Below are 19,744 nucleotides of genomic sequence, written 5' to 3' on the forward strand. Positions count from 1 at the left end.
GGTTTTTTGAGAGGAAAAAGTGGTTTGTTTTAGTAGCCTCAATGCTATTTTGTAGTGAACTGAATGCTATCACCAATTTTAAGATTCCAGGTGTTAACCAATCCGGCATTAATTTCTAAAACAAACTGTGCAGGAACATTAGATGGTAATGATGATTCATCGAATGGCTTGGCGTTTTCTTGAAAACTTACGATTTTTTTATTTGCATCAATATAAACTAAGTCTAATGAGATCTTAGTGTTTTTCATGTAAAAAAAGCGCTCTTGTTCATCATCAAAAACAAAAAGCATGCCTTGGTTTTTTTGCATAGAATTTCTATACATTAATCCAGTTTGAATATCAAAATCGGTGTCTGCAATTTCTATGTCCAAAGTGGTTTTAGGTGTGTTTTCCGTACTAAAAATGGTGAGTTCACCTTCTTTGCTAAACGACACCTCGGTTTGTTTAATGTCTTTTTTTTGGTCTTTACATGCTGAAAGGACTAATAAAGCAATGATAAAATAGAGGTGTCTTTTGAGGAACATATTATTTTACTTGAGATTTTGGCTTGTAAACAAACATGAAATAGAGTCCTATTAATACAAAAGGAATGCTTAACCATTGTCCTGTGTTAAGGTTAAACCAGTTAATGTATTCTTCGCCTTGAGGTTCTTTAGTGAATTCAATAAAGAATCGGATGCTCCATAGAAGAACTAAAAACAATCCGAACAAAAATCCTGTTTGATCTTTTTTAGTGGTTTTAGAATAGAAATACCATAAAATTAAAAAGACAAAAATGTAGCAAAACGACTCGTAAAGTTGCGAAGGGTGTCTGTAAGGCACAGCATCTAATAAGTTTTGGAATTTAGGGTCCGTGGCAACGGCATCATAGGCTTTTTGTACGTCATTAATACCTGTAAGCTGCATTACTTCTCTCTTGTAATATTGGTCTTGAATAAAGCGTACTCCAAAATTAGAATCGGTTATTTTACCTATAATTTCAGAGTTTATAAAATTTCCAATACGGATAAAAATGGCTCCAGATGCTACGGGAATTACTACGCGGTCTAAAATCCAAAGGAGTGACTTGTAGTTGTATTTTTTACGATATAAATACATGCCAATAATAATTCCAATAGCAGCACCATGACTAGCAAGTCCTTGAAATCCAGTAAACTCAAAACCACCCTTGAATTTGAAAGGTAAAAAGATGCTAAAAAAGTCTTCTGATATCAATTCCGATTGATAAAATAACACGTGGCCTAATCGGGCACCAATCATAGTGGCTAAAACCGTGTAAATAAAAAGCGGATCTAGATAAGTTAGAGATATTTTTTCTTTGGTGAAAATGCGTTTCATGATATACCATCCTAGAATAAACGCAGTAACCCACATGAGGCTATAAAAGTGAATTTTGAAACTTCCTGCGATATCTATTCCAGAAATAGGATTCCAATCGAATTTTAATGCATGCATAGATTTTGAGCTTATTTTATTTTAAAAGTTCTAACACTTCAACTTCAAAAATGAGGTTTGATTTACCAGGGATCCCTTTAGTACCACTATCGCCATACGCTAAATGATAAGGAATAAATAAAGTAGCTTTATCGCCAACATGTAATTGTTGTAAACCTTCTTTAAATCCAGGAATCATGTGAGCATTGGGTTTTAGTTCGGCAGTGATGGGATGGTATTTGTTGGCAAATTTACGTTTTTTATTTACGGCACCAAGGGCTTCTGCGACATCTAATTTACTAGTGCCAATTAATTTTCCGTCAACAAAAAACACCGAGTAGTCCACGAGTGCTTTGGAGTTTTTAGGAAGTTTTTTTCCTTCGCCTTTCTCAGAGATATAAAACTGTAATCCAGAATCAAGTGTAGTCGCTTTTGCTTTTTGAGCTTCAAATTTATCATGAGTAGCCTTTAAGATAGCTGCTGCTTTTTCAATTTTCTCTTTTTCGAGACGTTCTTGTTCAGCAAAATGTTTTTGAAAAACTTTTGGTGCATTAAATGACTCTGCTGCTTTTCCTTTTCGAATGATTCTAACATGCTTTAAAACGACATCGGTTAGAGGTCTGTGCTTTTCGTTAGTTTTAACAGTTGAAATTGATTCTAAAACATCAAGACCTTCTATCACTTCACCGAAAACAGTATGTACATAATCTAGATGAGGTTTCGCAACATCGGTGATGAAAAACTGACTCCCATTACTGTTCTTTCCAGGGTTGGCCATGGAAAGCATGCCAGGTTTGTCGTGTTTTAAATCGGAGTGAAATTCATCCATAAAACGGTAACCTGGATTTCCTTTACCAGTACCGGTTGGATCACCACCTTGAATCATAAAATCGTTCATGACACGATGAAAAACAGTGCCATCATAATATTTTTTGTCTTTATAAGGTGCTTTCACTAAGGTGTTAGTGCCTTCGGCAAGTGAAACGAAGTTCGCTACAGTTACAGGTGTTTTTTCAAAACTAAGCTTCGCTAACATGGTTCCTTTTGAAGTTTCAAGCTCGGCGTACAGGCCGTCTTCAAGCTCTGGGTAGGAATGATCCTTGCAAGAACTCAAACCTACGCAAAGGAGTAATAGTAAAACTTTAATGGATTTTTTTAAGAGATTCATTCGTTTTGGGTGATTGAATTTACAGTGACTTCACAAACTAGTGGCATATTGCTACCAATTTTATTGTTATCGCCATAATAGCCATATGCTTTTTGAGAAGGGAAGTAAAAGGTTACGGTTTCGCCTGTCTTCATAAGTTTCAAACCTTCACGAAGTCCTGTGAACAGCTCTTCTTTATCCATGGCGTAATTTTGTGTGCGTAATTCTTCCGCAGAATAAATTAATTTACCATTTAGGGCTTTTACATTGTAATTATAATTCACCAAATCACCAAAATCGGGTGTTGCTAAAGTGTCGGCTTCAATTTTAGTGTTGTAATAGTACCAAAAACCACTATCAGAAGCTAGATAGTCTTGTTCTTGTTGCTTTAAAAGGTTCTCGATAGTAGCGTGTTCTTTAGCATTCAGTTTTTTATTACGTTCTACAGAGGCATTAATAAATGAACCTGATTTTACTGAAACAGGTCGACGTGGTTCAGGTGTTTTGCAGCCTAAAACAGTGAGTGCTAAAGCGAATATTAGAAGTTTATGCATGGTTTAAAGCTTGGTTATAACTAGGCAATATACTAATAAATTTTTCAATTGTTTTATTTAATGATATCTCACTTCGTCCACCGGCAGCATTGGTATGGCCACCTCCGTTAAAATGAGCACGTGACATATCGTTTACAGAAAAATCACCTTTAGATCGTAACGAGATCTTTATAATGCCTTCCTGTTTATCTTCAATGAAAATAGCGGCGAGGATGATGCCGTCTAAAGATAGCGCATAGTTTACAATGCCTTCGGTATCGCCCTTTTTGTAATTGAAACGGTTAAGTTCTTCTTGAGATAAAGTAATATAAGCTGCTCGCGATTCAGGAATCACTTTTAAGTTGGTTAAAGCACAGCCTAATAGTTGTAGGCGCTCGTAGCTGTTGGTGTCGTATACATTGTTGTGAATGTCTGAGTTTTGTGCGCCTTTATCAATAAGCTCAGCAATAATACGGTGCGTTGTACTCGTGGTACAAGAAAATCTAAAAGATCCCGTATCCGTCATAATACCAACATATAAACAAGTTGCGATTTGGGTATCAATGAGTTTTGCGTCACCCAATAAATCAATAAAATGATAAACCATCTCGCAAGTAGAACTCATACTAACATCACTATACATGTAAGTGGCGTAATCGTCTGGCGCTTGGTGGTGGTCAATCATAATTTTTAAAGCCTTACTTTCAGATAAAACTTGCTCCATGTTTCCTGTGCGATGAAAGGCATTGAAGTCTAAAGTAAAAATAATATCGGCCTCATTAATGAGTGTCTCAGAAGCGCTGGTTTGCGCATCGTGAATTAGGATATGATCATTTCCAGGTACCCATTTTAAAAAATTAGGGTAATCGTTTGGTACGATAACTTGTGCTTTATGCTGGTGCTTTAATAAATAATGGTAAAGTCCTAATGTGGATCCAATAGCGTCACCATCAGGGTTTTTATGCGGAACAATGACTATTTTTTTTGGGGTTGCTAGTAATTGTTTTATACTTGAAATATCTTGATTGTTCATAGAGGGCGAAGATACGATTTTTTAAAACTGGATTTATTGCTTTTTTGTATAAATAGGTTACTTTTGCAGCCGAAACCGTAAGAGCGTTTATCGGTTTGTTTTCAGGAAATTATCATTTTATGAAAGCATATTTACATAGAAATTAATAAAAATAAAATTTAAAAAATGGCAACAAATAGAACATTTACAATGATTAAGCCAGATGCGGTTGAAAAAGGACACATTGGAGCGATCTTAGAAAAAATTTCTTCTGCGGGCTTTAAAATTGCAGCCTTAAAATTAACACAAATGACAAAGGCTGATGCCGAAGCTTTTTATGCTATTCATAGTGAGCGTCCGTTTTTCGGTGAGTTGGTAGAGTTCATGACTCGTGGCCCTATTGTAGCTGCCATTTTAGAAAAGGAAAATGCTGTTGATGATTTTAGAACTTTAATTGGTGCAACAAACCCAGCTGAAGCTGCTGAAGGAACTATTAGAAAATTATACGCAGCCTCTATTGGAGAAAATGCCGTTCACGGTAGTGATAGCGATGAAAACGCTGCTATTGAAGGTGCTTTTCACTTTGCAGGAAGAGAGCAGTTTTAGTGTAAATAAAACTCTAAACATATTGAAAGTCCGAAGCCAGTTGGTTTCGGATTTTTTTTGTGGCTGATAAAAATAATCAAGGGTAGAAGCGTCCATAAAAAAAGCCTATCAAATTTTGATAGGCTTTTATTGTAATTGTTAAATAGTATATCGTTAGACTACTTTTACGTTTACGGCGTTTAATCCTTTTCTTCCTTCTTGAAGATCGAATTCTACAACATCACCTTCACGAATTTCATCGATAAGTCCTGAAATGTGTACGAAATGTTCTTTGTTGTTGTCTTCTTCAACGATGAAACCAAATCCTTTAGAATCGTTGAAAAATTTTACGGTACCTTTACTCATTGTATTTGTATTAAAATAATTTAAGTTTCAAAGATAATGTAAATAATTGTACCAAGATGTTTTTTATCAAATATTTTGAAATTTATTATTTTATGTAATTATCTTAAAATCAATTTTTTAATAATTTCTTTCCCTAATTCTTCATTAAGCATGGTAATTATTTTTTGTTTGCCGTAACTTAATTCTTCTCTTAATACACTCGAGTTCAGTTGAATGTAAAGGGTATCTCGTTCAAGGTTTACAGAAGAGGTGTAATTGTTAACGCCGTTACCCATAAGTTTTGCCCAAGCATCGGCAACATTTACTTTGTTTAATCCTTTTTCTAATCTGTTGGTTTCTACAAATTCTTTTAGGGCGTCAGAAATACTTAGGTGTTCGTTGTTGCGTTTGGCCATGATTATAATTTAAATATTTCGTAAGATTGATGTACTTGTTTTACGGCTTTTTCCGTGCGATCGGCATGGGTGTCACTAATAAACAACTGACCGAAATTTTCATCGTCCACTAATTTAATGATTTGTGAGACACGTTGTTCGTCAAGTTTATCAAAAATATCATCTAAAAGTAAAATGGGATTAACACCACTTAGGTTTTTTAAAAAATCGAACTGCGCTAATTTTAAGGCGATTAAGAATGATTTTTGTTGGCCTTGGCTACCAAATTTTTTAATAGGGTGCTCCTCGATGTTAAAATTTAAATCATCTTTATGAATGCCTACACTGGTATATTGTAGTGCTCGGTCCTTACTTAAAGCTGTTTTTAAAAGCGTTTGTAAGTCGTTTTCTTCTAATTGACTGCTATATACTAAATTGACAAGTTCCTTTCCGTTGCTTATGGCTTCATACCGCGATTTGAATATCGGAATAAAGGTTTCTAAAAAATGCTTGCGCTTTTCATAAATCTGGGCGCCAAAATTGTTAAGCTGTTCGTTGTAAACGTCTAAGGTGTCTGCGTTAAAGGTGTGATTTAGAGCAAAATATTTTAGTAGAGCGTTACGCTGTGCTAGGGTTTTGTTGTAGCTTATTAATTGATTGAGGTAGTTTTTGTCGCTTTGTGAAATAACACTATCAATAAATTTTCTGCGTGTGTCGCTGCCTTCAATAATAAGGTCTCTATCCGCTGGCGAAATAATAACTAAAGGCAAAAAGCCAATATGCTCACTAAACTTATCGTAAACTTTACCGTTACGCTTAATCACTTTTTTTTGTCCGCGTTTTAGGCTAATGGCAATTTTTTCAACTTTATCATCCTTTTCATAATCCCCATTAATAACAAAAAAGGCTTCGTCATGCTTAATATTCTGTGAAGCAATAGGATTAAAATAACTTTTTCCAAAGGATAAATGATAAATAGCATCCAACACATTCGTTTTTCCAATACCATTATTTCCAACAATACAATTTATTTTGTCGTTGAAAACAAACGATTTGCTGTCGAAATTTTTATAATTGAGAAGAGAAAGTGATTTTAAAATCATATAAATAGCAACTTAACGAAGGTTTTGGAGCTTTACCGATAAAAAGAAGTGCAAATTATTGAAAAATATCAAATAAATACGCTTTTAGTTATAAAGAAAAATTATATTTTTGCGCGACAATAAATTAGACGGAATACATGGCAACTTATAACAAAAGAGGTTACAAACCAAAAACAAAGGAAGAGAAGCAAACGAATATTGAGGAAGAATCAACTACAGCCGAGGTATTTAACGCCCTTGATGAGTCAGCTTCTAAAACGGAAGACTTTGTTGCGAAAAATCAAAAATACATTTTCATTATTATCGGTTTAGTAGCTATCGTGGTTTTGGGTTCTTTAGGATATAAAGAATTTATTTCTAAGCCTAAGCAAACTTCAGCAATGAACGATATGTTCCAAGCTCAAAAGTATTTTGATCAGGCGGTTACAGGAGCGAAAAAAGATTCTTTATACAATTTAGCACTTAACGGTGGTGAAGGTAAATTTGGAATGCTTGATATTATCGACCAATACAGTGGAACGCCTTCTGCTAATTTAGCAAACTATTACGCGGGTACAGCTTACCTAAGATTAAAGGATTACAAGAATGCTGTAAAGTATTTAAATGACTTTAATAGCGAAGATGAAATTTTAGCACCTTTAGCTAAAGGTAATATTGGTGACGCTTTTGTTCAATTAGGACAAAAAGAAGATGCATTAGGTTATTATGAAGAAGCTGCTGAAATGCGTGACAACGAATACACGACGCCAATGTACTTATTTAAAGCTGGAACTATCGCTTTAGATTTAGGTCAAGCCGATAAAGCTTTAACTTACTTCGAAAGAATTAAAGATGATTATTCAAATTCTTCTGAAGCTGCTAAAGTAGAAGTGTTTATTGGAAAAGCAGAAGTGTTGGTAAACAAATAAATTGCTATTATATGGCTACGGCAAATAAAAATTTATCAGAATACGATAAAGCAACAATCCCAAACGCGAGTAACTTTCGGTTTGGGATTGTTGTTTCAGAATGGAACAATACCATTACTGAAGGGCTTTATAAAGGGGCTTACGATGCGCTAATTGATAATGGTGTAGATGCCCAGAATATCATTCGTTGGGATGTTCCAGGGAGTTTTGAGTTAATCTATGGATGCAAAAAAATGCAAGAGCAGATGGTAAATGCTGTTATTGCTATTGGAAGCGTTATTCAAGGGGAAACCAAGCATTTCGACTTCGTATGCGAGGGGGTAACACAAGGGATTAAAGATCTTAATGTTTTACATGAAACGCCTGTTATTTTCTGTGTACTTACCGATAATAACATGCAACAATCTATAGAGCGCTCTGGCGGAATTCACGGTAATAAAGGAACAGAAGCTGCTATTGCGGCTATAAAAATGGCGAAATTACGTCAAGATCACTAAGCATTTTACTTAAGGTATTTTTCAAACCTATGGGTTTGTAACTTTAGTAGTTTGTTTTTAATGATTTTAGAATGAGGTCATGCCCTTCACTTATGTGCTGTTGTTAACAATTTTTAGCATTGCAGTTCATATTATCTGTCTATTTTTAAGTACTTTTGAAGGATAACGGTATCCTTATTTTGTTTAAACAACGCAAACATAAAACGTTCAACTATCAGCCTAGGTTTTCAAAAGAAAATCAGGGCGATTTGTCTGATTCTAAAGATGCTGATGCGTCGCGTGATTTTGTTTCAAAATGGCGCAAATCCAGTGGCTCTAAGCCTAAAATGCGTGGGGCAATGTCCACGAAAATATTAGTTTTAATCTTGGTATTATTATTGATTTGTATGTACATATTAGATAAAAAGTACCTCTAAACTAAAAACTCATGGGAATTTTAAAGACACGTAAGAATAAAAAATTTAGCTACACCCCGCGTTATTACGACAATAAAGGAGAGGATGGGAGTCCGTTTGAAATTAAACATAAGTTCGATGATTACCGAAAAACCGTTGGCGATAATAAAGGCTTAAAGGCTAAGTTTGTTGATGCTTTAGATGATTTAAAAAATAATCGCGATAAAGAAGTTAACAGGCGCCTTATCATTATCATTGCCATTCTAGTTTTAATATTTTTATTCATCATCGAATTCGATTTATCTATTTTCTTTTCAAAATAATTTATGGCAGACATTATACAGCTTTTACCCGATCATGTTGCAAACCAAATTGCCGCAGGAGAAGTTGTACAACGCCCAGCTTCAGTAGTCAAGGAACTTCTTGAAAATGCCATTGATGCTGGTGCAGATACGATAAAACTTATTATTAAAGATGCTGGAAAAACGCTCGTTCAAGTTATCGACAACGGTAAGGGCATGAGTCCTACCGATGCACGACTGAGCTTTGAGCGTCATGCGACATCTAAAATCAAAAGTGCAGAAGATTTATTTCAACTGCATACTAAAGGATTTCGTGGTGAAGCACTTGCTAGTATCGCCGCCATTGCACATGTAGAATTAAAAACCAAACAAGCATCCAACGATGTAGGAAACACGTTGGTTATCGAAGGTAGTCACGTTGTTTCACAAGATGTTGTGGTGACACCTACCGGAACTTCGGTTGCTGTAAAAAACTTGTTTTTTAATATTCCGGCTCGACGTAATTTTTTAAAGTCAGACACGGTGGAGTTACGCCATGTTGTCGATGAATTTTATCGTGTAGCCCTCGCACATCCCAGTATTAGTTTTGTGATGTATAATAATGGGAGCGAGTCCTTTAATTTACCTATTAGCAACTACCGCCAACGTATTGTCAATATATTTGGTAATAAAACCAATGAAAAATTGGTTCCTGTTGATGAAGATACCGAAGTGCTTAAAATATCAGGGTTTGTAGGAAAACCTGAATTCGCTAAAAAAAGTAGAGGCGAGCAGTATTTTTTTGTGAACGATCGTTTTATTAAAAGTGCTTATCTCAACCATGCCATTGCCTCAGCTTTTGAAGGTTTGTTAAAACCAGGCATGCATGCTAGCTACTTTTTAAATTTACAGGTAGACCCACAGTCTATTGATATTAATATTCATCCCACAAAAACGGAGATTAAATTTGATGATGAGCATACGCTTTATGCCATTTTAAGAGCTGCAGTAAAACACAGTCTAGGGCAATTCAATATTGCGCCGGTTCTTGATTTTGAAAGAGATCCTAATTTAGATACACCTTATAATTACAAAGAAACTGTAATAAGTACGCCAAAGGTTGAAGTGGATAGAAGTTTCAATCCCTTTAATGATGCGTCACAACCTGCGGTGTCTAGTACGCAGCGTTCAAGTCATACCTCGTCGTTTAGTCGACAAGAGGGGCATAAAAGCTCATCCGATTGGGAAGGCTTGTATGTGGGACTGGAATCCAAAAGTAATGAGAGTGAAGCCGATTTTAGTGAAGTGGAATTTGAAAGTGAAGAAGAAACACTGTCGATTTTTAATGGCGATCATCAGGTTGAACAAACTCATACTACCTATCAGTTACACAATAAATACATTGTAAGTACGATAAAGTCAGGCATGTTAATTATCGATCAATTTCGAGCGCATCAACGTGTTTTGTATGAGGAGTTTTTAAGAAACATGACGAGTAGAGAAGGGGTAAGTCAGCAATTATTATTTCCATTACAGCTCCATTTTTCGCCTCAAGATATCGACATTGTCAACCAACTAAAAGCCGATTTAGAACATACTGGATTTGTGTTTTCTAACGTTGATGAAGAATTGGTTGAAATTACGGGTGTTCCTGTTAACGTTCCTGAAAGCGAAGTGTCTATCATATTAGAACAGCTTATAAGCGATGTTGAACACGAAGTGCCTGATAGTAACTTTAGTGCTACCGATTTATTAGCGAAATCCATGGCAAAAAGTTTAGCCATTAAAACGGGACAGTCTTTACAAAAAGACGAGCAAGAACATTTGGTCAACAAGCTTTTTGCTTGTAAAGATCCCAATGTATCGCCCGCAAATCGAGTTACTTTTGTAACGATGAGTGTCGATGAGTTAGACAAAAAGTTTATATAATATTATACTAAAATTATTGGTTGTCTATTTAGATGTTATCACTTTTGTAACAGCCAGTTCTTTTAATAACTAAGATTTTAAATTATGATGAGGATTTCTGAAACGGTAAAGCATTTAATAATCATAAACGTGATTATGTTTGTTGGTACTCTATTTATTGCAAATGGCTCTTTTTACGAGTGGTTTGCTATGTACTTCCCAAAGAATGAAGCTTTTCGACCTTGGCAAATTATAACACATATGTTTATGCATGGAGGTGCGGACATGCATCAATTTAGTATTACACATATCTTGTTTAATATGTTTGCGCTTTGGATGTTTGGAACCCCAGTAGAACAGGTTTTAGGTTCTAAAAAGTTTCTTTTTATTTACCTCTCTGCAGGATTGGGAGCCGTATTATTGCAAGTAGGCTTTTATTATTTTCAATACATTCCCAATTACAATGCTTTGATAGCGTCTGGTCTTTCTCCAGAAAACATTAAAAGTGCGCTTGTTTCTGGTCAAGCTAGCGGCGTGTCTCAAGCACAGTTGGAGTCATTAAAAGCTGTGTTTTCGGCTTATAACGCCAGTATGGTTGGTGCTTCGGGTTGTATTATGGGTATTATGGCCGCTTTTGGTATGATGAATCCAGAAGCTAAACTCATGATGATATTTTTGCCTATCCCAATAAAAGCGAAGTATTTTATTCCAGGTATTATTATTTTAGATCTTATTTCAGGACTCACAGGACAATCATTTTTTAGTCCGAGTAATACAGCATACATGGCACACGTTGGTGGTGCATTAACAGGCTTTTTTATTATGTGGTACTGGAAAAAAAATCAGTTTAACCAAAACCGTTGGTATTAATGAATACCTTAGTAGACGACATAAAATATAAGCTTTCTAACCTAAACGTGTTAGAGAAAATTATAGCCATTAACGTGGTGGTTTTTGTACTGTCTTTATTACTTAAACCTTTTTTGGTTTGGTTTGAACTTCCTAGTCAATTTTTCGAATTTATTGCCGTACCGTGGACGATAATGACCTATGCTTTTTTGCATTACGATTTTATTCACCTGCTGTTTAATATGTTATGGCTCTACTTTTTAGGTCGTATGTTTTTAAACTTGTTTAACCCCAAACTGGCTTTAAACGTTTATTTTTTAGGTGCCATTTCAGGTGGTTTTTTGTTTGTGATTTGTTACAGCTTGTTACCTTCAGTTTTTAAAGGGAATCCGACTTTGGTCGGGGCCTCTGGTGCGGTGCGCGCACTTTTAATTTTCCTTTGTGCTTATATGCCTAAGCAAGAAGTGCGTTTGTTCGTTTTTAATATCAAATTATGGCATGTCGGGGCGGTTATCGTTGCCTTGGATGTTCTAGGGCTTTTTGGAACCAATTCAGGAGGTAGTTTAGCGCATTTAGGTGGATCGCTATTGGGTTATGCTTATGCACAACAGCTGCTTAAAGGGAATGATATCGGAAAAGGTTTCGAAAGCATGGCCGATACCGTTTCTGGCTGGTTTAAAAGTTCTAAAAAAGGGCCTTTAAAAACGGTTCATAAAAATAAAAGTAAAATTGGTGGCTATTCCAAATCTGATTTTAATGCCTTTAATAACCAAAAAAAGATTGATGTTATTTTAGATAAAATTAGCAAAAGTGGTTATGAGAGTTTAACTGCTGAGGAGAAGGAATTTTTATTTAGAGCTGAAAAATAATCAGATGAAAAACTTAAGTTTTATAAATAAAATCATCTATTTCATTAATGTGATTTTTGCTGTATTGCTTTTGTCGTCTTTCATTTTACCTTATTTACCTCCAAAAACTTTTGCCGTGCTTGCGGTGCTTAATCTTGGTGTTAGCTTTCTTATTGGTATAAATTTCCTGTTTGTTTTATACTGGTTGATCAAATTAAAACGCCAGTGTTTTATGTCAATGATCATTCTGCTTTTAGGGTATTTTTTATACGGTTCCTTGTATCGATTTTCATCTACTACAGAAGTAGAGAGCCCTGGAAACATTAAAATCATGAATTATAATGTGCGGCTCTTTGATTTGTATGATTGGATTCCCGAAGATAATACATCAGATAATATTGTCGCTTTTATTAAAAAAGAATCTCCAGATATTATTTGTATAGAAGAATTCCATCCGCGTGAAAATCTGGATTTTTCTTTTTATGATTATCAGTATAAAAAAATAGCAGGAAAAAAGGTTAAACATGGTCAAGCCATTTTTTCAAAATTTCCAATAATAAACTCGGGCTCTTTAGGATTTCCAAATACCTCTAACAATGCTATTTTTGCTGATGTTGTGAAGGGTGTAGATACTTTTCGTGTGTACAATGTGCATTTAGAATCTATGCATATCAATACCCAAGTGGATAGTTTACGAAAAGAAACTTCCGAAAAACTCCTAAAGCGAGTAGGAACGAGTTTTAAAATGCAACAATCTCAGGCTGAATTGATTTTAGAACATCAAAAACAATGTCACTATAAAGTGGTTATTTGTGGTGATTTTAATAATACGGCCTTTTCGTATGTGTACCGTACGATTAAGGGGGATTTAAATGATACTTTTGATGTGGCAGGAAATGGTTTCGGACGTAGTTATGATTTCCGGTTTTTCCCAATTCGAATTGATTTTATTTTAACCGATAAAGCCTTTAAAATTAACGGTTTTAAGAACTACGATGTGCATTATTCCGATCATTATCCTATTATGGCGACTTTGAGTTTGGAGGAGTAAATGTGGATTAACACCTCCCTTACTCCCTCCTTATTAGGAGGGAAACTGTAGCGCCTTAAAATCTACTTTAAAGATTAGAACAAAAACTTTACGTTTGAGTTTCCTCTCTAAAAAGAGTAGATTAAGGGGTGTGTCCTGTGATAGTTTAGTTTATCGTGTAATTTTATAATACGGCTTTATGTAGGTGTATCGAAGTTTCTAAGCTACTTTGAGTTTGGAGGAATAATAGTGGATTAACACCTCCCTTACTCCCTCCTTATTAGGAGGGAAACTGTTGCGCATTAAATTTTACCTTAAAGATTAAACGGAAGTTTTGAGTTTGAGTTTCCCCTCTAAAAAGAGGGGATTAAGGGGTGTGTCCTGTGATAGTTTAGTTTATCGTGTAATTTTATAATACGGCTTTATGTAGGTGTATCGAAGTTTCTAAGCTACTTTAAGTTTGGAGGAATAGGTTTTAGTCTCCGTCTCAGTTCCAGTCACAGTTTACAGTTTTCAGTTGTAAATCTAGTTCTAGAATTTAATACTTTCTCTCTGTGCGTCTCTGTGAAACTCCGCGCATCTTTGTGTAGCAATTTTTAGTTTCAGCAGATGTAAAATTGTTACATTAAAGCACAATCAACAGCATCGGAAATGATGTGAATGACTAAGCCCAAACCTATTAAGCGGGTTTTCTTCGGAAGAAGTAAAAGTACATAAACGACTATGGCATAATAGGAGTGTAGCGGATGAAAATTAATACTACAGCGATTTGGTTCAAAAATAGGGGTGGCTAAGAGATGATCTAAATCGATGAGCATCCCACAAATCATGATGACATAAGCCATTTTCCATTGTGGTTTATACCAAATGAGTGCTACGGCGAGTGGTAGTAAAAAATGACAACCGTAATGTATAAAAGGCTGAATCATTTATGTGTTATAACAGTCTGTGATTCTAAATAATTTAATGCGTTTGGGCCTTCATTAAAAAGTAAATCTAAAATACTCAAATTAGGAATAAAACCATGTTTGTCGGCAAAAACTTGGGTGTATGTTTCAAGCTCTTGAGGGATTTCTTTTTTAGCATGCACTAAAAACCGAAAGTCTTCATGCTGCTCTTCAACAGGGTGGTAAACTTCCGTTTTAGACGTGTTTAAATCGAGTTGTAAGCAATCTGAAATAACCTCTAAACACTTGAAGTTATGGTCTAAAATGAACTCCGATTTTGTAGTGAATAAAGGCTGAAGTTCGTCTTCATAATATTCAAAAAAAGGCGAAGTGCGATAGGCCGATAAAAGGGATTTCCAGTGTAGACTTTGCCAGTTTTCTTCATTAAAAATGCGGACATCTTTGTAGAGCTGACGATTTTTTTGGCTGTGTATCACCGGGATGTTCAAGGTGAGTTTTCCGTTAGCTCCGTAAATGTAAGTACGATTTCTATAGGTTTGTTTTAGGAAATTATCGGCAGTTTCAAAAACGACATGATCGGTATTGGTCATGGCCACGAACTGCGCGATATTCGGAAAATATGTTGGGTGAATGAGTACAGACATGGCTTATAAAAAACAGTTATGATGCTGAATTAATGCAGCAGCATCATAACCGAAGGTCATTTTAGCTATTTAATTTTTTATGATTGCGCCATTTGCTAAATCCGAACCAACCTAAAAGTAGGATAAGGAAAGGAATTAAATAAGAGGTCGCTTTTCCTTCACCGCTAACGGTTGTAAAGAAACGCTCCCATCTTGGTTTCGAACCGTCCCAGCTCATCCAAATAAACACCGGTTTTCCTACCACGTGATCGAAAGGAACAAAGCCCCAAGCACGAGCATCAATAGAGTTGTGGCGGTTATCACCCATCATCCAATAGTAATTTTGCTTGAAGGTATAATTTGTAGCGACTTCACCGTTGATTAAAATCTGATTGCCTTGAACTTTCAAATCGTTTCCTTCATACTCCGTGATAACACGTTTGTAAAGTGGTAAGTTTTCTACAGTTATAGCGATGCTTTTTCCTTGCTCCGGTATGTAAAGCGGACCGAAAAAATCCACATTCCAGTTGTATGCAGGATCATGAGGGAATATATTCGGATCTCTTAAGCCTTTTTCCTGGATGTTAGGCGTAATACTAGCCACATTCGGGTTGTTTTTAAACTTCGCTAAGGCTTCATCTGAAATGGCTGAGAAATAATAGGTGTTTTCATTGTTTATAATACCAAAACCATCGGTAATATCATAGCGTTCTTTTAAGTAAGCTGGATTAAACTGATTGGTTTTTGGTTGTACAAAATAACTGAATTGTAAGTGTGCACGATCGGGTAATTCATTTTTCTTACCGTTAATATAAACAAATCCATTGCGTACTTCTAAAGTGTCACCAGCTACACCAACGCATCGTTTAACCAAATTAGTCTTTTTATCGATTGGCTTGTAGTAGTTTCTGTCTGGCTTGAATTTATTCATGTCCAACAAGGTATCGGCTGGTTGATTGAACACAACAATGTCGTTACGTTCAATATCTTCAAAACCAGGGAACCTTAAATAGGGGAGCTGAAACTTATTTTTAAATGACGTTTTACGATCTTCATAATGATCGTCAAATAAATACGATTTCGATCCAATAACAGGAATGGTATCATGAACCATAGGAGCGGCTACCGTTGTCATAGGCACACGAGCTCCGTAGTGAAATTTACTAACAAACAGAAAGTCACCAACTAATAAAGATTTCTCTAAAGATGACGACGGAATAGTAAAAGGTTGAATAATATACGTGTGAACTATAGTAGCAGCAACGATGGCAAACAAAATGGAGCTAATCCAATCGCCTGATCCTGTTTTAGGGGTAAGGCTTCGGTTTTCTATATAGTTAACATCGGCAACATAGTTTAAATAGTAGTTATAAAAACCTAGCGAAACAACAGCTAAAAAGGTGTCTACGGTTTGGTTCTTGCCAAAACTTCTAGCGGTTTCTACCCAAATCACCGGGAACATAATGAGATTTACAATAGGTAAGAATAGCAAAATAACCCACCACACAGGTCGGTTAATGATTTTCATTAAAACGATGCCATTGTAAAAAGGTACAAAAGCCTCCCAAGCTTGTCTTCCTGCTTTAATATATAATTTCCAGGTGCCTAAGCCGTGAATAACCTGAATAATTAAGATGAAAATAAACCACTGTGTTAATGTCATAATCTAAATGTTTTTATTTTATGTAGGTAGATGTCGCTTGCTTTATGTTACAGGATGAGAAGTGATTAACTTATGTTTAACACGTCTTTCATAGTGAATACACCAGATTTTCCGAAAATCCATTCAGCGGCAACGACAGCGCCTAAAGCAAAACCTTGACGTGTGTGAGCCACATGCTCAATGTTTATAGTATCGACCTCACTTTCGTAAGTCACGGTATGCGTTCCTGGAACATCTTCAATACGTTTGGCTACAATAGGAATGGTTGTTTCGTCGCCTTCATCGAGTTTCCATTGACTATAGTTTGCGTTTTGATCAATCACATCGTTAGCTAATGAAATAGCTGTTCCGCTAGGAGCATCTAGCTTTTGAGTATGATGAATTTCTTCCATAGACACATTATACTGCTTTAAAGAACTCATCATTTTAGCTAGGGTCTTATTCAGTTCGAAAAAGATATTCACGCCTAAACTGTAGTTAGAAGCATAGATGAAAGCACCCTTTTTTTCTTCACATAAAGCTACGGCTTCATCATAGCGGTCTAACCAACCTGTTGTTCCAGAAATCACAGGAACATTATTGTTTAAACAATTAGAAATATTGTTAAAGGCTACATTAGGGATGCTAAAATCAATGGCGACATCTGCTTTTGTAATATCATAATCGCTGTCGTTTTTATCTATGGTTAAAACGATTTCATGCCCACGACTAATCGCGATTTGCTCAATTGTTTTTCCCATTTTCCCGTATCCTAAAAGTGCTATTTTCATGTGTTATTTTATTTATTAGACATCACAGTGGATGCATATTGGCCTAAATCTTTTCCTTTAAACAGATGTGTTTTTGGCCTTTTTTCATATTAAAAATTAAAATTAAGTGTAAGTCCGAGGTTACTAGACGCATCAAATTCGTTAATTCTATAATGTGGCGCTAACGATAAGTTTTCGTCAATATTATATTGCATGAGGTGTGCGTCTACGTTAGCATCAATGATATTTAAAGCGTATAAACCCAGGGTGACTAAAAGTGATATCTCTTTGTTACGACGGTAGAATTTTTGTCCGCGTTCCAGACCATCGTCGGTTACTGTTGGCGTTGTTAATTTATTGCCGTTGCCGTCATAGTAGAATTCATCGTTTGTAAAGCCAGCTAATCTACTTTTGTAGGCGTCGCGGTAACGGTGGTACTCTTTATTATTATCGACGTAAAAGTAGATTCCAGTACCAATGGCCCCCCAAACAATTGGAATTTTCCAGTACTTTTTATTGTAAGCTTGCCCTAAACCAGGAAGTATGGCCGAATAAAAAGCAGCTTTGGCAGGAGCGAGAGGATTAATAGGGTCTCTAATTTCTACAATAGAATCGGTTGCAATAATTTTAGGAGCTTCCGATTTTTTTTTGGTAGGTTCTTTTATAGCTGTGTCTTTTTCTTCCTGAGCTTGTAATATTGAAAAACAGCACAAAAAAAGGAAAGCACAAACTAATAGAGATTTATTTGGAATCACCTTGAACTAATTTTTTAATGCGGTTAAAATCTTCTTCTGAATGAAACGGAATAGTGATTTTTCCTTTACCGTTTCTTGAGACTTTAACGTCAATTTTATGTCCAAAGTATTCTGAAAAGGCCTTAACCCCAGTTTTTACAAAATCTGGCATGCCATCTTTGTTGACTGGTTTTTCTGCTGGTATTTCCGTCTCTTCGGAAGTATTATAATCTCGAACCAATTGTTCTGTTTCTCGAACAGACAGTTTATTGGCTAGAATTTTCTCGTAAATATCAAGTTGAATGTTTTGATCTTCAACTGTAATTAAAGCACGACCATGACCCATGGAAAGAAAGCCATCGCGCATACCCGTTTGAATAATAGGATCTAATTTTAAAAGACGTAAATAGTTAGCAATGGTAGAACGCTTTTTCCCAACACGCTCACTCATTTGCTCTTGTGTTAAGTTAATCTCATCGATTAAACGTTGGTATGACAAGGCAATTTCTATCGGGTCTAAATCTTGGCGTTGAATGTTTTCAACTAAAGCCATTTCTAAAGATTCCTGGTCGTTTGCAATTCTTACATAGGCAGGAATGGTTTCTAAACCTAATAATTTAGAAGCTCTAAAACGACGTTCACCCGACACCAATTGGTAAGCGTTTCTATCTAATTTTCTAACCGTTATCGGTTGAATAATCCCTAGTTCTTTTATCGAAGACGCTAATTCGCGTAATGACTCTTCGCTAAAATTGGTTCTAGGCTGGAATGGGTTAACTTCAATAAAATCGATGTCCAATTCCACTATATTACCAACAACTTTATCTGCGTTTTTATCTTGTGCCGATTGTATATCGTTACTAGGATCGTTTAAAAGAGCAGATAAACCTCTTCCTAAAGCCTGTTTCTTTGTTGCCTTAGCCATAATTTTTAAGAGTTTTTATTGATAATTTCCTTTGCCAAACTTAAGTAATTTGTTGCCCCTTTACTGCCGGCGTCATAATTAATGATGCTTTCGCCGTAACTAGGCGCTTCACTTAAACGTACATTTCTTTGAATGATGGTTTGAAAAACCATATCGTTGAAATGTTTTTGAACTTCTTCTACCACCTGGTTAGATAAACGTAAGCGCGAATCGTACATGGTGAGTAAAAGGCCTTCGATATCTAGCTCGGAATTGTGTATTTTTTGAACACTTTTTATCGTGTTTAAAAGTTTACCTAAACCTTCCAATGCAAAATACTCACACTGAATAGGAATAATAACCGAATCTGCAGCAGTAAGCGCATTTAAGGTTAATAAACCTAGGGAAGGCGCACAATCAATTAAGATATAATCGTAATCTTCTCTAATGTTTTGTAGCGCATTTTTCAGCATGTATTCACGCTGATCTTTATCTACAAGTTCGATTTCGATGGCTACCAAATCAATGTGTGCGGGAATAATGTCTAAATTGGGCGTTTCGGTTTTTACAACGGCATCTTTCGCAATATTTGAGTGCTCAAGAAGTTGATAAGTACCGATTTCAACGGTTTCTACGTTTATACCAATTCCAGACGTGGCGTTTGCCTGAGGGTCTGCATCAATTAATAATACTTTTTTTTCAAGCACGCCTAATGAAGCTGCTAAATTTATAGAAGTCGTTGTTTTACCTACGCCTCCTTTTTGATTAGCGATCGCTATGATTTTACCCATAAAGTGATTTGGTTTTATTAGCGCCAAAAATACGATTATTTAATTAGGAATAAAAATTGAACTTATTAACAAATTGTAAGTGGAATTCGGGCTTTTTTTTGA

At 35.7% G+C, this 19,744-nt stretch carries 23 protein-coding genes; 8 read left to right on the forward strand and 15 right to left on the reverse strand.

The features are described 5' to 3' along the window. Positions 1 to 44: 44 nt before the first annotated feature. The 5 genes from JJL45_RS06005 to JJL45_RS06025 are packed head-to-tail and all read right to left on the reverse strand — an operon-like array spanning position 45 to position 4,147. Entirely contained in the window at positions 45 to 524 is a 480-nt protein-coding gene (locus JJL45_RS06005) for a DUF192 domain-containing protein (RefSeq protein ID WP_068602630.1), read from the reverse strand. 1 nt (position 525) lies between these two features. Then, positions 526 to 1,455, reverse strand: a complete 930-nt coding sequence (gene lgt / locus JJL45_RS06010) for a prolipoprotein diacylglyceryl transferase (protein WP_068602629.1) — start codon at positions 1,453 to 1,455, stop codon at positions 526 to 528. A gap of 16 nt (positions 1,456 to 1,471) precedes the next feature. Beyond that, positions 1,472 to 2,602 carry a peptidylprolyl isomerase gene (locus JJL45_RS16255; RefSeq protein ID WP_068602628.1) on the reverse strand — a complete coding sequence of 377 codons (1,131 nt, stop codon included), beginning with the start codon at positions 2,600 to 2,602 and terminating at the stop codon, positions 1,472 to 1,474. Beyond that, positions 2,599 to 3,135 carry a gliding motility-associated peptidyl-prolyl isomerase GldI gene (gene gldI, locus JJL45_RS06020; RefSeq protein ID WP_068602627.1) on the reverse strand — a complete coding sequence of 179 codons (537 nt, stop codon included), beginning with the start codon at positions 3,133 to 3,135 and terminating at the stop codon, positions 2,599 to 2,601. Before gldI ends, JJL45_RS16255 begins: the two co-directional genes overlap by 4 nt. Continuing rightward, positions 3,128 to 4,147 carry a DHH family phosphoesterase gene (locus JJL45_RS06025; RefSeq protein ID WP_068602626.1) on the reverse strand — a complete coding sequence of 340 codons (1,020 nt, stop codon included), beginning with the start codon at positions 4,145 to 4,147 and terminating at the stop codon, positions 3,128 to 3,130. The genes gldI and JJL45_RS06025 overlap by 8 nt, the downstream gene beginning before the upstream one ends. A gap of 165 nt (positions 4,148 to 4,312) precedes the next feature. On the opposite strand from JJL45_RS06025, the gene JJL45_RS06030 reads away from it, so the two are divergent. Then, positions 4,313 to 4,732, forward strand: a complete 420-nt coding sequence (locus tag JJL45_RS06030; protein WP_067150463.1) for a nucleoside-diphosphate kinase — start codon at positions 4,313 to 4,315, stop codon at positions 4,730 to 4,732. 153 nt (positions 4,733 to 4,885) lie between these two features. On the opposite strand, the gene JJL45_RS06035 is transcribed toward JJL45_RS06030, so the two are convergent. The 3 genes from JJL45_RS06035 to recF form a co-directional block, all read right to left on the reverse strand. Then, entirely contained in the window at positions 4,886 to 5,077 is a 192-nt protein-coding gene (locus JJL45_RS06035) for a cold-shock protein (protein ID WP_067150460.1), read from the reverse strand. A 98-nt stretch (positions 5,078 to 5,175) separates the two neighbouring features. After that, the gene (locus JJL45_RS06040; RefSeq protein ID WP_067150457.1) at positions 5,176 to 5,472 is read right to left on the reverse strand and encodes a DUF721 domain-containing protein; all 297 of its coding nucleotides are present in this window, start codon (positions 5,470 to 5,472) and stop codon (positions 5,176 to 5,178) included. A 2-nt stretch (positions 5,473 to 5,474) separates the two neighbouring features. After that, the gene (gene recF / locus JJL45_RS06045; RefSeq protein ID WP_068602625.1) at positions 5,475 to 6,554 is read right to left on the reverse strand and encodes a DNA replication/repair protein RecF; all 1,080 of its coding nucleotides are present in this window, start codon (positions 6,552 to 6,554) and stop codon (positions 5,475 to 5,477) included. A 137-nt stretch (positions 6,555 to 6,691) separates the two neighbouring features. Here recF and JJL45_RS06050 point away from each other — a divergent pair, with 137 nt between their 5' ends. The 7 genes from JJL45_RS06050 (at position 6,692) to JJL45_RS06080 (ending at position 13,291) form a co-directional block, all read left to right on the forward strand. Beyond that, positions 6,692 to 7,462: a tetratricopeptide repeat protein gene (locus tag JJL45_RS06050; protein WP_068602624.1), complete on the forward strand. Its 771-nt coding sequence runs from the start codon at positions 6,692 to 6,694 to the stop codon at positions 7,460 to 7,462. 11 nt (positions 7,463 to 7,473) lie between these two features. After that, positions 7,474 to 7,959, forward strand: a complete 486-nt coding sequence (gene ribH / locus JJL45_RS06055) for a 6,7-dimethyl-8-ribityllumazine synthase (protein ID WP_068602623.1) — start codon at positions 7,474 to 7,476, stop codon at positions 7,957 to 7,959. Between the two features lie 427 nt (positions 7,960 to 8,386). Next, positions 8,387 to 8,677, forward strand: coding sequence for a riboflavin synthase subunit beta (locus tag JJL45_RS06060; protein ID WP_067150445.1), 291 nt, complete (start codon positions 8,387 to 8,389; stop codon positions 8,675 to 8,677). 3 nt (positions 8,678 to 8,680) lie between these two features. Continuing rightward, positions 8,681 to 10,564 carry a DNA mismatch repair endonuclease MutL gene (gene mutL / locus JJL45_RS06065; RefSeq protein WP_068602622.1) on the forward strand — a complete coding sequence of 628 codons (1,884 nt, stop codon included), beginning with the start codon at positions 8,681 to 8,683 and terminating at the stop codon, positions 10,562 to 10,564. An 84-nt stretch (positions 10,565 to 10,648) separates the two neighbouring features. Beyond that, positions 10,649 to 11,413 (forward strand): rhomboid family intramembrane serine protease, encoded by a 765-nt coding sequence (locus JJL45_RS06070; protein WP_068602621.1) that lies wholly within the window; start codon positions 10,649 to 10,651, stop codon positions 11,411 to 11,413. Beyond that, positions 11,413 to 12,261, forward strand: a complete 849-nt coding sequence (locus JJL45_RS06075; protein ID WP_068602620.1) for a rhomboid family protein — start codon at positions 11,413 to 11,415, stop codon at positions 12,259 to 12,261. The genes JJL45_RS06070 and JJL45_RS06075 overlap by 1 nt, the downstream gene beginning before the upstream one ends. Positions 12,262 to 12,265: 4 nt before the next feature. Further along, a complete protein-coding gene (locus JJL45_RS06080; RefSeq protein ID WP_068602619.1) occupies positions 12,266 to 13,291 on the forward strand; it encodes an endonuclease/exonuclease/phosphatase family protein in 1,026 nt (341 codons plus the stop codon). 599 nt (positions 13,292 to 13,890) lie between these two features. On the opposite strand, the gene JJL45_RS06085 is transcribed toward JJL45_RS06080, so the two are convergent. From JJL45_RS06085 to JJL45_RS06115, 7 genes are all read right to left on the reverse strand, one after another. Next, complete coding sequence (locus JJL45_RS06085) at positions 13,891 to 14,199, reverse strand: DUF6122 family protein (protein ID WP_068602618.1); 309 nt, start codon at positions 14,197 to 14,199, stop codon at positions 13,891 to 13,893. Continuing rightward, a complete protein-coding gene (locus tag JJL45_RS06090) occupies positions 14,196 to 14,822 on the reverse strand; it encodes a WbqC family protein (protein WP_068602617.1) in 627 nt (208 codons plus the stop codon). The genes JJL45_RS06085 and JJL45_RS06090 overlap by 4 nt, the downstream gene beginning before the upstream one ends. A 61-nt stretch (positions 14,823 to 14,883) precedes the next feature. Next, positions 14,884 to 16,464: a signal peptidase I gene (gene lepB / locus JJL45_RS06095; RefSeq protein ID WP_068602616.1), complete on the reverse strand. Its 1,581-nt coding sequence runs from the start codon at positions 16,462 to 16,464 to the stop codon at positions 14,884 to 14,886. 65 nt (positions 16,465 to 16,529) lie between these two features. Continuing rightward, entirely contained in the window at positions 16,530 to 17,234 is a 705-nt protein-coding gene (dapB, locus tag JJL45_RS06100; protein WP_068602615.1) for a 4-hydroxy-tetrahydrodipicolinate reductase, read from the reverse strand. Positions 17,235 to 17,323: 89 nt separating this feature from the next. After that, positions 17,324 to 17,965, reverse strand: coding sequence for a DUF5683 domain-containing protein (locus tag JJL45_RS06105; RefSeq protein ID WP_068602814.1), 642 nt, complete (start codon positions 17,963 to 17,965; stop codon positions 17,324 to 17,326). After that, on the reverse strand, positions 17,955 to 18,872 hold the full coding sequence (locus JJL45_RS06110) for a ParB/RepB/Spo0J family partition protein (RefSeq protein WP_068602614.1): 918 nt from the start codon (positions 18,870 to 18,872) through the stop codon (positions 17,955 to 17,957). The genes JJL45_RS06105 and JJL45_RS06110 overlap by 11 nt, the downstream gene beginning before the upstream one ends. Positions 18,873 to 18,877: 5 nt before the next feature. Continuing rightward, the gene (locus JJL45_RS06115; protein WP_068602613.1) at positions 18,878 to 19,642 is read right to left on the reverse strand and encodes a ParA family protein; all 765 of its coding nucleotides are present in this window, start codon (positions 19,640 to 19,642) and stop codon (positions 18,878 to 18,880) included. Between the last annotated feature and the right edge of the window lie 102 nt (positions 19,643 to 19,744).

Source organism: Tamlana sp. s12 (genome assembly GCF_016767215.1).
GTDB lineage: Bacteria > Bacteroidota > Bacteroidia > Flavobacteriales > Flavobacteriaceae > Pseudotamlana > Pseudotamlana agarivorans.